Origin of the sequence: Pseudomonas sp. FEN (assembly GCF_904067045.1) — a bacterium.
Taxonomy (GTDB): domain Bacteria; phylum Pseudomonadota; class Gammaproteobacteria; order Pseudomonadales; family Pseudomonadaceae; genus Aquipseudomonas.
The window spans coordinates 364,753-377,057 of sequence record NZ_CAJFDC010000012.1 but is presented as its reverse complement, the minus strand read 5'-3'; the positions used below and the strand labels follow the sequence as shown (position 1 = coordinate 377,057).

12 protein-coding genes are annotated in these 12,305 nt (G+C 60.4%); 7 read left to right on the top strand and 5 right to left on the bottom strand.

Annotation, left to right across the window (positions count from 1 at the left end; translation table 11 throughout):
* Positions 1 to 198 precede the first annotated feature (198 nt).
* From PFEN_RS13865 to PFEN_RS13855, 3 genes are all read right to left on the bottom strand, one after another.
* Positions 199 to 795, bottom strand: coding sequence for a superoxide dismutase (locus tag PFEN_RS13865; RefSeq protein WP_191487380.1), 597 nt, complete (start codon positions 793 to 795; stop codon positions 199 to 201).
* A 179-nt stretch (positions 796 to 974) separates the two neighbouring features.
* The gene (locus PFEN_RS13860) at positions 975 to 1,577 is read right to left on the bottom strand and encodes a LysE/ArgO family amino acid transporter (protein WP_191487379.1); all 603 of its coding nucleotides are present in this window, start codon (positions 1,575 to 1,577) and stop codon (positions 975 to 977) included.
* Positions 1,559 to 1,984, bottom strand: coding sequence for an ACT domain-containing protein (locus PFEN_RS13855; protein WP_191487378.1), 426 nt, complete (start codon positions 1,982 to 1,984; stop codon positions 1,559 to 1,561). The genes PFEN_RS13860 and PFEN_RS13855 overlap by 19 nt, the downstream gene beginning before the upstream one ends.
* A gap of 95 nt (positions 1,985 to 2,079) precedes the next feature.
* Here PFEN_RS13855 and PFEN_RS13850 point away from each other — a divergent pair, with 95 nt between their 5' ends.
* From PFEN_RS13850 to PFEN_RS13835, 4 genes are all read left to right on the top strand, one after another.
* Positions 2,080 to 2,973, top strand: a complete 894-nt coding sequence (locus PFEN_RS13850) for a LysR family transcriptional regulator ArgP (protein WP_191487377.1) — start codon at positions 2,080 to 2,082, stop codon at positions 2,971 to 2,973.
* Positions 2,974 to 3,025: 52 nt separating this feature from the next.
* Entirely contained in the window at positions 3,026 to 4,024 is a 999-nt protein-coding gene (locus PFEN_RS13845) for an NAD-dependent epimerase/dehydratase family protein (protein ID WP_191487376.1), read from the top strand.
* A gap of 114 nt (positions 4,025 to 4,138) precedes the next feature.
* Positions 4,139 to 4,981, top strand: coding sequence for an ATPase (locus PFEN_RS13840; RefSeq protein WP_191487375.1), 843 nt, complete (start codon positions 4,139 to 4,141; stop codon positions 4,979 to 4,981).
* Between the two features lie 182 nt (positions 4,982 to 5,163).
* On the top strand, positions 5,164 to 5,478 hold the full coding sequence (locus PFEN_RS13835; RefSeq protein ID WP_191487374.1) for a hypothetical protein: 315 nt from the start codon (positions 5,164 to 5,166) through the stop codon (positions 5,476 to 5,478).
* Between the two features lie 15 nt (positions 5,479 to 5,493).
* Here the strand turns inward: PFEN_RS13835 and PFEN_RS13830 are convergent, their stop codons facing one another.
* Positions 5,494 to 6,606: an enoyl-CoA hydratase/isomerase family protein gene (locus PFEN_RS13830; RefSeq protein WP_191487373.1), complete on the bottom strand. Its 1,113-nt coding sequence runs from the start codon at positions 6,604 to 6,606 to the stop codon at positions 5,494 to 5,496.
* A gap of 130 nt (positions 6,607 to 6,736) precedes the next feature.
* Between PFEN_RS13830 and ung the strand changes: the two genes are divergently transcribed.
* Both ung and PFEN_RS13820 read left to right on the top strand, forming a co-directional pair.
* Positions 6,737 to 7,429, top strand: a complete 693-nt coding sequence (ung, locus tag PFEN_RS13825; protein WP_191487372.1) for a uracil-DNA glycosylase — start codon at positions 6,737 to 6,739, stop codon at positions 7,427 to 7,429.
* 200 nt (positions 7,430 to 7,629) lie between these two features.
* Positions 7,630 to 9,612 carry a hypothetical protein gene (locus PFEN_RS13820; protein ID WP_191487371.1) on the top strand — a complete coding sequence of 661 codons (1,983 nt, stop codon included), beginning with the start codon at positions 7,630 to 7,632 and terminating at the stop codon, positions 9,610 to 9,612.
* Between the two features lie 217 nt (positions 9,613 to 9,829).
* Here PFEN_RS13820 and PFEN_RS13815 read toward each other — a convergent pair whose 3' ends face one another.
* Positions 9,830 to 10,039: a hypothetical protein gene (locus PFEN_RS13815; protein WP_191487370.1), complete on the bottom strand. Its 210-nt coding sequence runs from the start codon at positions 10,037 to 10,039 to the stop codon at positions 9,830 to 9,832.
* A 76-nt stretch (positions 10,040 to 10,115) separates the two neighbouring features.
* On the opposite strand from PFEN_RS13815, the gene PFEN_RS13810 reads away from it, so the two are divergent.
* Positions 10,116 to 12,005 carry a hypothetical protein gene (locus PFEN_RS13810; RefSeq protein ID WP_191487369.1) on the top strand — a complete coding sequence of 630 codons (1,890 nt, stop codon included), beginning with the start codon at positions 10,116 to 10,118 and terminating at the stop codon, positions 12,003 to 12,005.
* The last annotated feature ends 300 nt before the right edge of the window (positions 12,006 to 12,305 follow it).

Genomic DNA, 12,305 nt, shown 5'->3' with positions numbered 1-12,305 from the left:
CGGCGAGAACCCGTGCTCATGCTTGGCCCGATAGGGCGGGCCGAGCCCATTCTGGCCATTGATACTATGTCGGTCATCCGAGCCTTGTACTTGAGGGGCGGCAAGTGATTTTCCCGGATTATTCAGATTAGTTCCCGCCAGCGTGGGAGACATAAAAAACCCGGCAGCGCCGGGTTTTTTTGTGACGCGGATTCAATCTCAAGCGGTGAAGGCTTTGCCTTCGAACTGCTCAGCGACGAATTTCCAGTTCACCAGGTTCCAGAACGCCTCGACATACTTCGGACGCAGGTTACGGTAGTCGATGTAGTAGGCGTGTTCCCAGACGTCGCAGGTCAGCAGCGGGGTGTCGCCGCTGGTCAGCGGGTTGCCGGCGCCGATGGTGCTGGCCAGGGCCAGGGAACCGTCAGCCTTCTTCACCAGCCAGCCCCAACCGGAACCGAAGGTGCCAACGGAAGTCTTGGTGAACTCTTCCTTGAACTTGTCGAAGGAACCGAAGGCGGCGTTGATGGCTTCAGCCAGCTTGCCGGTCGGTTGGCCGCCGGCGTTTGGCGCCAGGCAGTTCCAGTAGAAGGTGTGGTTCCAGACCTGAGCGGCGTTGTTGAAGATGCCACCGGAGGAAGACTTGACGATTTCTTCCAGGGTCTTGCCTTCGAACTCGGTGCCTGGCACCAGGTTGTTCAGGTTCACGACATAGGTGTTGTGGTGCTTGTCGTGGTGGAACTCCAGGGTTTCCTTGGAGATGTGTGGCTGCAGGGCATCATGTGCATAAGGCAGCGGAGGCAATTCGAAAGCCATGTTGATTCTCCTAATCAGGTCTGTTGCGGTGAGCGCAAGGCCGATCACGGCGGCCATACAGGCGTGCGCCGAGGAGTTTGTACTCTTTGCGGCGCAAGATTCGGATCATAGCACCGGGGTGGCGGCTTAACCACGCAACAACTGTGTGGAATAGAGGTTCCAGAGCCTTTTGGAATAAATCAGCCGGCCCTGATCAATTGCGCGGCGACGCTGAACATCATGATCGCCACCAGCAGGTCGAGCAGGCGCCAGGTGGCGGGGCGCGCCAGCCACGGGGCCAGCCACGCCGCGCCCAGGGCCAGGCTGAAGAACCACAGCAGTGAAGCGCTGGCCGCGCCCACCACGTAGGCGCCGGGCTCGCTCTGCTGGGCGCCGAGGGAGCCGATCAGGAGCACGGTGTCGAGGTACACGTGGGGATTGAGCAGGGTCACCGCCAGGGCACTGAGGAGCACGGCGCGCAATGAACGCACGGTCTGGCCCGGGCCTTGTTGCAGACTCTGCCGGGAAAAGGCCCGGCGCAGCGCCAGGCTGCCATACCAGAGCAGGAAGGCCACGCCGCCCCAGCGGGCGAACGCCAGCAGCGTCGGGTTGTGCGCCAGGACGCTGGCCAGGCCGAAGACCCCCGCCGTCACCAGGAACGCGTCGCAGAGCACGCACAAGGCCGCCACTGGCAGGTGATGTTCGCGGCGCAGGCTCTGGGCCAGGACAAAGGCGTTCTGCGTGCCGATCGCCATGATCAGGCCGGCGGCCACCAGCATGCCATTCAGATAACTTTGCCACATGCTTGCGACTCCCCTTGTTCGGCCAGTTGGCGCAAGACGTTCATGGCGTGCTCGGCATCGTCGCGTCCGACGAACAGGTGATCGTGGTAATAGCCGGCGATCACATTGCAACTGATGCCGGCCTTGCCCAGGGCACCAGCGAAGGCGGCAGTGAGGCCAACCGCTTCCAGGGCCGAATGCACCTTGAGGGTGATCCAGGCCGCCCGGTAATCGAACGGCAGGCCCAGGACCTGCGCGTCTTCGCGGCGCAGGATCACGCTCAGGCCTTCGCGTTCGCGAAAGCTGCCGATCGGTTCGCAACCTTTGAGCAGACTTGCATCGGTCAGGGAGCAGAAGACGTAGTCGCCCTCGTTGAGCTCGGGGCTCATGCTGCGCAGCAGCACGCTCAGGGAAGTTTCGCCGGCCATGTCGGTGTCCTCGGGTTAACAGTGAATGTGGGCATTCTGTGGGGTGATGTTGTATAAGGAAAACCAATAATGCTGATCGCTCATTAGGAAAACTGATGTTCGACTACAAATTACTCTCCGCACTGGCCGCCGTGGTCGAGCAGGCCGGCTTCGAGCGCGCGGCCCAGGTGCTGGGTTTGTCGCAGTCGGCGATTTCCCAGCGGATCAAGTTGCTCGAAGCCCGGGTCGGTCAGCCGGTGCTGGTGCGGGCCACGCCCCCGAGCCCGACCGAGATCGGCCGGCGCCTGCTCAACCATGTGCAGCAAGTGCGCCTGCTCGAGCGCGACCTGCAGAGCCAGGTGCCGGCGTTGGATGAAGAGGGGCTGCCGGAACGCCTGCGTATCGCCTTGAATGCCGACAGCCTGGCGACCTGGTGGGGCGCGGCGGTGGCGGATTTCTGTGCCCGCCAGCAGCTGCTGCTGGATCTGGTGGTGGAGGACCAGACCGTGGGCCTCAAGCGCATGCGCGCCGGTGAGGTCGCCGCTTGCGTGTGCGCCAGCGAGCGCCCGGTGGCGGGGGCGCGGAGCATGTTGCTGGGGGCCATGCGCTATCGGGCGCTGGCCAGTCCGGCGTTCATCGCCCGGCATTTTCCACTGGGGATCGACGCGCGGACGCTGGCCCGAACGCCGGCGCTGGTGTTCGGCCCGGACGACTTCCTGCAACACCGTTATCTCGCGGCACTGGGCGTGGAAGGTGGTTTCGAACATCATTTGTGCCCCTCGTCGGAGGGCTTCATCCGCCTGACCGAGGCGGGCCTGGGATGGGGGCTGGTGCCGGAGTTGCAGGTGCGCGAGCAACTGACCCGGGGCAGCCTGGTGGAATTGATCGCGGATAAAACCATCGACGTGCCGTTGTACTGGCATCATTGGCGCAACGGCGGGCAATTGCTCGGGCAACTGACCGAGCACCTGGCGCGTTCGGCGGCGCAATGGCTGGTGCCTCTGGCGTGACGGACAGCGTTTAAGTAGCAGGCAACACGAATCAAGGCATTTGGAGCACGACATGAAAATTCTGGTCACCGGCGCGAGCGGCTTTATCGGCGGACGCTTTGCGCGTTGCGCCCTGGAGCAGGGCTTGGACGTGCGGGTCAATGGCCGCCGGGCCGAGAGCGTCGAGCATCTGGTGCGACGTGGCGCCGAGTTCATCCAGGGCGACCTCGGCGACCCGCGGTTGGTGCGCGAGCTGTGCCAGGATGTCGAGGCCGTGGTGCATTGCGCCGGCGCGGTGGGCCTCTGGGGCCGTTACCAGGACTTTCACCAGGGCAATGTGCTGGTCACCGAGAATGTCGTCGAGGCATGCCTCAAGCAGCAGGTCCGGCGCCTGGTACATCTGTCGTCGCCGTCGATCTACTTCGATGGTCGCTCGCACCTGGGGTTGACCGAGGACCAGGTGCCCAAGCGCTTCAAGCACCCTTACGCGGCGACCAAGTACCTGGCCGAGCAGAAGGTCTTCGGGGCCCAGGAGTTCGGCCTCGAAGTTCTGGCGTTACGCCCGCGCTTCGTCACCGGTGCCGGCGATATGAGCATCTTCCCGCGGCTGTTGAAGATGCAGCACAAGGGGCGCTTGTCGATTGTCGGCAACGGCCTGAACAAAGTCGACTTCACCAGCGTGCACAATCTCAACGAAGCGCTGCTGAGCAGCCTGCGGGTCGGCGAATCGGCCCTGGGCCAAGCCTACAATATCAGCAACGGCACCCCCGTTCCGTTGTGGGATGTGGTGAACTATGTGATGCGCCAGATGCAGGTGCCGCCCGTGACCCGCTATCGCTCCTATGGCCTGGCCTACAGCGTGGCGGCCTTGAACGAAAGTGCCTGCGCCCTCTGGCCGGGGCGCCCGGAGCCGACCCTGTCGCGCCTGGGCATGCAGGTGATGAACAAGGATTTCACCCTGGACATCAGCCGCGCGCGGCATTATCTGGGCTACGACCCCAAGGTCAGTCTATGGGCGGCCCTCGACGAGTTTTGTGCCTGGTGGAAAGCCCAGCAGCCGAGTGCTGGTTAAACATTCGGTTACCACGACTGAACCCGGCTCCCGGTTCAGGGTCGATCAGAGCGGCGGGTCGGAGGGGTATACTCGCTGCATTTCGCTATCACCGCGGTTCAGAAAGGTTCCTTCATGCGTAACGATGCCAACGACGATTTCGATGATGTGCCCAGCCTGCGTGCCGACGTGGATGACCATGAGGATCACGTGGGTACCGCGCCCGTGCGCGAGCGCGGCCGTACCCAGGTTGCCGCCACGCCACGGCTCAAGGTCAAGGTGCCGAGCACCGGGCCGCTGTGGGCGCTGGTCGGGGCCTTGTTCATTGCCTTTGCCGGCCTGGCCTGGTGGAGTTTCCAGCAGATCTCCCTGATGGAGCAGCAGTTGGTGGCGACCCAGGAAAGTTTCGCGCGTATCAGCGAAGAGGCGGCGGGGCGCTTGCAGGCGATTTCCGGGAAGGTGGTGGCCAGCGAGTCGAGCGTCAGCAGTGACAGCGAAGCGCTGAAATTGCAGATTCGCCAGCTCGAAGGCAAGTTGCTCGAGCAGGGCCGCCAGCAACAGGGTGTTGCCGGGCAGGCGACGGGGCTAGAGCAACGGCTGCAACAGATGAGCGCGCTGACGGCTGAGCAGCAGACCGCCAATACCCAGTTGCAGGCCCAGGTCAAAAGCCTGACGGCGGAGCTGGCCGGTTTGAAAGGCGCCCAGGGCGATGCCGGCAAGCTCGACGCGCAAGTGAAGAGCAATGCCGCGGATATTGCCGCTTTGAAAAAACAGGGCAATTCCAGCGCGGCGATCGAGCGTATCGAGCAGGAACTGGTGGTGCTCAAGAGCGAGCAGGACAACCGTCAGGCCGCGGGTGGGCAGGTGGGCGCCAACACGGCGGAGTTCGATGCGTTCCGTGGGCAGGTCACGCGCAACATCAACACCCTGCAGAGCCAGATCCAGAACCTGCAGGAGCAGATCAGCGCACGGCACTGATTATTGCGCCGGTCTTGATGGCCTCTTCGCGGTAAGCTCCCATGCCCTGGGCGGCGCGGAAATTTTCTCCGCCAGGGCACTCGCCGAAGGTTTTACGGTCTGATCTGGTGTAGGCGGGCATAGGCCCGCCTACGTCGGTCAGCGTCGCTGTCCGGCGCCCTTTAGCGGTCCAGGAGGCCGCCATGTGCCCTCGAATCCTTCTCGCTGCAAGCCTTTCCCTGGCGCTGTCCGCATGCGTACCCTATTACGATGGAGGGGCCACCTACTACCGTTCCGAAGTCTACAGCGCACCGGCGCCGGCCTATTACTACGGCGGCGGTTCCTACTATCGGCACGACTACTATGTGCCGGCCCCTCGTTATTACGCGCCGCCGCCGATCTACCGACCCTATCCGAACCAGGGCTGGAATCGGCCCCACTGGCGCGGTGACGACCGTGGCGGGCACGGTGGTCGCCGTGGCGATGGTGGCCGTGGTCATGACGGTCGGGATCGCTGACCAGGACAACTCCGATCAGTAGTCCGACAAATCCGCCAGGGGATGACGTCCCTCCCAGGCCTTGTGGAAATGCGCCTCGACCACCGCCTCGGGCACGGCGGCGATATCCGGCCAATGCCAGCGCGGCTCGCCATCCTTGTCGATCAGCCGCGCCCGCACCCCTTCACTGAATTCCGGGTGCCGGCAGCAATTGAGGCTGAGGGTGTATTCCATCTGGAACACCTGCGCCAGCGACAAGTGCCGGGCCCGGGCGATCTGTTCCCAGATCAGGTGCGCGGTCAGCGGGCAACCCTCCTTGAGCTGCCTGGCCGCCCGGGCCAGGCGTTTGTCGGGGTCTTCGGCCAACTGCGTGATGGCCTTCCAGGCACAGCGCACATCACTGACATCCAGCAGCGCGTCGATGCGCTCGCGCAGCGGCAGCCACTGCGCCGCTGGCTGTTGCTCCCGGGCCTGCTGCTCCAGGGCCTTGAGCAGGCTGTTGAGTTGCATCGCCGTCTGTTCCTGCCAATTGAGTCGCAGCAAGCCTTCGATCAATTCTTCCTGCTGGTCGTCGCCCAGCAGCCGATCGGCCAGGCCCAGGTCGATGGCGTCGCGACCGTTCATCTGCGCGCCGGTCAGGCCGAGGAACAGCCCCAGCTTGCCCGGCAGCCGCGACAGAAACCAACTGGCACCGACGTCCGGGTACAAGCCGATGCCGATCTCCGGCATGGCCAGGCGGCTGCTCGGGGTGACGATGCGAATGCTCGCGCCCTGCAGCAGGCCCATGCCACCGCCGAGTACATAGCCATGGGCCCAGCACAGCACGGGTTTGGGGTAGGTATGCAGGCGATAGTCGAGTCGGTACTCGGAGGCGAAGAACACGCTGGCCAGTGGCGGCACGGCCCCCGGATGCGCCTGGCAGGCCTGCGCCAGGCTGCGTACCTCGCCCCCGGCGCAGAACGCCTTGGCGCCGTTGCCGCGCAGCAGCACGCAGGCGATGTTCGGATCCCGCGCCCAGGTCTCCAGGCGTTCGTCCAGCTCCTGGATCATCGGCAGTGACAGCGCATTGAGGGTCTTCTCGGCATCCAGCGTGGCGATGCCCAGGCGGGCGCCATCGATGCCGGTGAGTTCTTCGAAATGCAGGTTCATCGTGACCTCGCTACTCGTTGAATGCACAGTATGATCCTTGTATGGGAAAGTGCAGGTTCCGTCTTGGATCAATTGACAAGCGTGGCGGGCTTTCCTAGTGTCCGCCCCATTGTTAACTCCGGACACGATCATGACCGACGACGACCGCATCAAACTCGAGCCCAGCTGGAAGCAGGCGCTGCGTGAAGAATTCGACAAGCCCTATATGGGCGAGTTGCGAGAATTTCTGCGCCAGGAGCGGGCCGCCGGCAAGGAGATCTATCCGCCGGGTCCGCTGATCTTCAATGCGATGAACTCCACGCCGCTGGACCAGGTGAAGGTGGTGATCATTGGCCAGGACCCTTACCACGGGCCCGGCCAGGCCCACGGCCTGTGCTTTTCGGTACAGCCGGGCGTCCCGGCGCCGCCGTCGCTGGTCAATATCTACAAAGAGTTGCAGCGCGACCTGAACATCGACATCGCCAACCACGGCTACCTGCAAAGCTGGGCCGAGCAGGGCGTGTTGCTGCTCAACACGACCATGACCGTGGAGCGCGGCATCGCGGCCTCGCATGCCAATCGCGGCTGGCAGTTCTTTACCGATCGCATTATCGAAGTGGTCAGCGAGCGCCAGGACAAATTGGTGTTCCTGCTGTGGGGCGCCCATGCCCAGGGCAAGCAGAAGCTGATCGATGCGACCAAGCACCTGGTGCTGAAGTCGGTGCATCCGTCGCCGCTGTCGGCCTATCGCGGCTTTATCGGCTGTGGGCATTTCAGCCGGACCAACAAGTTCCTCGAGCAGAACGGCGTGACGCCGATCGAGTGGGCGTTGCCGCCGCTCTGACAGCCACCTCGCCCTGCGGACAAACCACAGATCCGCAGCCCCGGCTTTTCAGACGTAAGGCCCGTCGACCTGTCATTTCTGACAGTATCCGCCATGGGCCTTTACGCATTAAATGTTCTCCTACGGCCTTGTCGGTTGGTCATGCGCCAACTTGGTGGTCAACGGCCGCTTCGTTGATCAACCTAGCAAGGAGAACAGACATGCCTATCGTCAAGCCGCCGGCCAAGGGATCTTCCGATGAGGACAAAAATACACCCAGGATGCTGAAGGAACCTCATGTTCCTGATGCGTTGCCGCTTCTGGAGGATGAGTCGGCCTATCTCATACCCCGCTTGGCGCAGTCACGGCCCTTGCGGGTCGAGGTGGTTGAGTTGTGGGGCGGGTCGGGGGCGCTGGACCCCGGTGAAATCACTACCGTCGAGTTCTACTGGGACAATGAGCCCGACCCGGTTGACTCGCGAACAGTAGAGGCGCCTTATGGTCCCGAAATCATTCCGTTCCCCGGGTTCATTCCCGCCCTCAAGCTGGCTGTCCCCGGCCCGCATCAGGTGCGTTACGTGGTCCAACTGGTACCCGGAAATCCCACCGATCCCTCATATCCGATCAATGTGAACATCGACAAGGAAGGTCCCAATCAAGACCAGCCAGGTCGGAAACTGAAGTTCCCGGCGGAGGTGGAAAGGGATGGGGTCACCGATGACTATCTGGCGGACAATGGTGATCGGGTGGTCGCCACTGTGGAGCGTTGGCCCGACATGCGCCTTGAGGATGTGGTCGAGGCTTACTGGGAACGTTTGCCCTTCCGAGATATCGATCCGGTTGCCCGCGTGGAAATCGAGCAAGCGCACAAGGACGGCGCGCCTGTCGAGCTGGTCTTTGAGGGTGATGTAATTCACCGCAATGGTAACGGTGAGTTCACGGCGTATTACTACTTGATCGACAGGGCGCAAAACACCGGGGCACGCTCCGACCGCACGCTGGTCCAGGTGGACCTGACCGCTTCTCCCGTGATGCTGCCTGCCGTCCGGGTGCCGCAAGCCGACGATGGGCTGATCGATCTGGAGGATGCCCGTTCCCCGGGTGGAGTCTATATGTTCATCGACCAGATCCTCAATCTTGAGGATGGAGATGTCATTACCCCTTCCTGGAACATGCTCGCTCTGCCAGTGATCGTGTACGACGCCTCGCTGACCTGGCCACAGAGGGTCGCTATCGATTGGAGTACCTTGTCCGCTGGGGGCTTCGAGGTCACGCCGGGCACCGTACTGGCCCGTTATACCTGGCGTCGGGGGACCTCCATCGCACGGCCCTCCGATCCACGATTCGTGCCGGTCAATCTGACTGTTGCCGGCCCGGTCAACCCGGGTAACCCCGACCCGATCAACCTTTGGCTCGAACAGGTGACGATCAAAGGCATGACCGGTGACAACATCATCACCGATGCCGATATCGGCAGGCCGGTTCGGGTGGTTGTACCCCTGTATGCCGATCCGCATCCGGGTCAGGTGCTCGAACTAATGTGGGCCGCGCATCCGACTCCGGTGGATACCTACACCGTACAGGTCGGTGACAGAGAGGATGATGAAGTGGAGTTCTTCATTCCCTGGACACTTGTCGAGCCGGTTGGCAACGCCGTGGTACAGGCTTACTACTGGACATTCAACGGTGTGAACCGACAGCGCGCGCCCGACACCGCCGTCAACGTCAACGTGATCCCCATCACCGGCCTCAAGGCCCTCGAATTTCCGGATGTTTCCAATTCCGGAGGATCCGGATCGGGGTTTATCAACTGTTCGCACCTGCCCTGGCTAGGGGTTCGGGTGAGAATACCGGGTGACCCGACGCGGTTGGCGATGGATGACAAGATAGAGCTGTCCTGGATCGGTCATGCGGGCACCAACAACAACGCCCCGGTCATTCCGGAAACGGTGGAGGTGTTCACACATACCTTGACGGCTGAGGAGGCCCTCAATGGTTATATCTTCACGGTGCCCTTTGATCCTTACGTCAAGCTTCCGGGGTTGATCAAGCCAGTCGAGGGCTCGGACAGCCCGGCGAATGGCTGCGCGGTTGTACGTTACAGGCTGATCAAGGCACAGGGCGGGGTGGGCAACTCGGCTAGGAAATTGCTGCCTATCAGCCTGATTCGCTCCAACAGTCCGCCTTGTCTTGGAGAGGACTGAGGCGTTCGACCTGCGGTGATCTGTCTATCGGAGGGGCCAGGGGCCCTTCCGATTTTCCCCGGGGGATATTCGTTGAAAATCGTCTTGAATTCAGCCTTTTCATACTGGGCTGATAGCGTCCATCCAGCCCATCCGACATCCGGTTGAGGGCGTGTGCGTTGCCGTTGAATCTCATCGAATTATTTAGAGTGATTTGGAGTAGCGCGATACTTGTTTGTTACTCAATGTTATGATACACGGCTTTTTTCTGATCACCCTGAAGAAAATACAACGCATTTGGACGATGCATATTTTCGACGGTTTGGCACCTGTCAATACTGACAGTTTCGCCGGTCACCAGATATTTGTTTAATGACTTTGACTTCAGCGCAAGAGTCAGTCCCTGACTCACCCACCGCGCGTTGTTGAATGGCAGTACTTTTTTCATCCTGACATCCTTTGGGCGTTCGTCCACGGCTTTGTTCGGCCCGGGATTTGTCCGCTTCCGCAAGGAGCTTGCAAACATGTCAAAGCAACAGACTATCTCTGCTAAAAATGGGTTGCTGGTGGATGATGATCCACCCGCCGCGCCCCCAATCCCGACCAATACTCTGGAGGATGTACCCGGCGACAGTCAGACTAATGTTGTTCCTGTCGAGGCTCAGTTGAACGGGTTGGACCTTGATATTCCACTGTGGCCGAATTCGGCGGAGGATGGGGAGGAGGACACGATTGTCGCCTACATTGGAACCCGCCCGGTCGGTATTTTCGACTTTCCAGGTCCCATCACGGACAATCCGGTATCAATCACTATCAAATCCTCTTTGCTCCAGCAGCATGGAGAAAAAGATATTAAATATATCGTTACGCTGAACGGTCAAAACACAGCGGAGTCTGATCCGCCGCTCACTGTATTTGTAGACGCTATCGACCCCAATCTCAACAATCAACCGGCGGCGATCATACTGCCTATGGACTTGCCCGGAAATACCATCACGCCCGAGTACCTGAGTAGTCATGGTAACGGCATTACGCTGACTATCCCGCGTCCACTGGACAGCAGGCCTGGCGACACCTGGCAAATACGCTGGGGGACCAGCCCCACGCCCACCCTGGAAGGCGATGTCCCCGATACGGGGCCGATTACCGTCTTCGTATCGTCTCTTATCATCACGAACCGTGGAGAGGGTGACAAGGCGATCACCTATGAAATAGCGGATCGGGCGCGCAATTTTACACAGACCTCGTTTCCGACGACGGTTAATGTTCAACTCAATAATCCGCCTACTGGTCTGCTGCCTCCGGATGTCGTGGGCGCGCCGCTGATCAACAAGGAAATGGCGCGCAATGGCGTGGTGGTGCAAGTACGGGCCTTCACCGATTTTTTGCAAAATGATGTGGTCTATTGCTATTGGCACGGTGCATACATTGGTGACCAGCGGCTTGGGCTGTCACCGTTATTTCCCTTGGAATTCACCGCCGACTATAACGTGGTGGCAGATCCGGGCAATGAGTATGACGCCGATGTGACGTACCTTGTGAGGCGCGGTAGGGATGATTATGACGCTCCACCAGCTTCCGTCGAGGTCAACCTGACGGAGCCGGGAGTGGTCAACCCCGGGCCAGGTCCCGAAGACCCGAGTCTTGAGCATCCGCTGGTAAAAGGTACTTCCCAGATGGACAACGTCCTGATCCCGGCCGACCGGGGGGACAACGCCACCGCGACTTTTACCATCTATCCCGGTTATTTGGCGGGCGAGACCATTGAGCTGTATTACGGTACGGGGGGAGGGGAATTGACCGATACTTATACAGTACTGGGAACCGAGGACCCTGACTTTCAGGTGTCATTGAATATTCCCTGGGACACAATTGATTTGTTTGGCAACGGTGATATACCTGTTTACTACAAGATCAAGAATGCGGTGAACTACAAAGATTCTCCGTCGGTGAATGTCAGTGTCCGTATTTTCCTGTTGGAAGGATTGGCGGATCCTGTTTTCGAAAGAGTATCTGCCACCACGGGTGCCATTCTGTGTGCCCATACCCCCTGGCTGGGTGTGCCGATCAGGATTTTCGACAATACCACGTTGGAGCCTGGCGATATTGTCATTGTTCATGCGGTCCGGTATACCTTCAACCCTATTGCACTGGTACCCGGAAGCGAGGTGGAAACTTCCGAGTATGAAGTCAGGCTCAGCGATATCCAGGATGGCTTTACCCGTGTCATGGACTTACCCTATTTCGCCCTGTATACGGCGACGGGGGGCAGGGGTTATGTCGGAGTCACCTGGAGCCTTTATCGCCCATCGAATGGTGATCGGGGTACGTCCGATGAGGTGCGGGCCCAATGGGATGTGCGTAGCGGCTCCACTACGGGGACTTGCGTGCCGGGCGCCACGCGAGGCGGTTAGCGAGGTTGAAACATGTTGAAGCAACATCCGGGTAGCGTGCTATCCGGATGTTGCTGTTTCAAGGTGTTGAGTCCGCTTCATCAGGTTACTGCATTTGTCAGTTAAAGTGATGGTCATACCGAAAACGTGTTTTTTGGGTGTGTATTTCTAGTATTTTTATTACTTGTTGTTAGGAAAAATCCTACATAGGTAGGTTAATCCGATCTGTAGTCTGGCGGCCTTGAAAACGGAGACCTATTCGATACGGGGATCCGGGTTCTAACTGGAACTTTTATGAGAGCCGCATGACATGAGTAAGAT

What these genes read in the sequence shown, in the direction of transcription:
- PFEN_RS13865 (WP_191487380.1), bottom strand. Translation starts at nt 795, where the DNA reads ATGGCTTTCGAATTGCCTCCGCTGCCTTATGCACATGATGCCCTGCAG.
- PFEN_RS13860 (WP_191487379.1), bottom strand. Translation starts at nt 1,577, where the DNA reads ATGTGGCAAAGTTATCTGAATGGCATGCTGGTGGCCGCCGGCCTGATC.
- PFEN_RS13855 (WP_191487378.1), bottom strand. Translation starts at nt 1,984, where the DNA reads ATGGCCGGCGAAACTTCCCTGAGCGTGCTGCTGCGCAGCATGAGCCCC.
- PFEN_RS13850 (WP_191487377.1), top strand. Translation starts at nt 2,080, where the DNA reads ATGTTCGACTACAAATTACTCTCCGCACTGGCCGCCGTGGTCGAGCAG.
- PFEN_RS13845 (WP_191487376.1), top strand. Translation starts at nt 3,026, where the DNA reads ATGAAAATTCTGGTCACCGGCGCGAGCGGCTTTATCGGCGGACGCTTT.
- PFEN_RS13840 (WP_191487375.1), top strand. Translation starts at nt 4,139, where the DNA reads ATGCGTAACGATGCCAACGACGATTTCGATGATGTGCCCAGCCTGCGT.
- PFEN_RS13835 (WP_191487374.1), top strand. Translation starts at nt 5,164, where the DNA reads ATGTGCCCTCGAATCCTTCTCGCTGCAAGCCTTTCCCTGGCGCTGTCC.
- PFEN_RS13830 (WP_191487373.1), bottom strand. Translation starts at nt 6,606, where the DNA reads ATGAACCTGCATTTCGAAGAACTCACCGGCATCGATGGCGCCCGCCTG.
- ung (WP_191487372.1), top strand. Translation starts at nt 6,737, where the DNA reads ATGACCGACGACGACCGCATCAAACTCGAGCCCAGCTGGAAGCAGGCG.
- PFEN_RS13820 (WP_191487371.1), top strand. Translation starts at nt 7,630, where the DNA reads ATGCCTATCGTCAAGCCGCCGGCCAAGGGATCTTCCGATGAGGACAAA.
- PFEN_RS13815 (WP_191487370.1), bottom strand. Translation starts at nt 10,039, where the DNA reads ATGAAAAAAGTACTGCCATTCAACAACGCGCGGTGGGTGAGTCAGGGA.
- PFEN_RS13810 (WP_191487369.1), top strand. Translation starts at nt 10,116, where the DNA reads ATGTCAAAGCAACAGACTATCTCTGCTAAAAATGGGTTGCTGGTGGAT.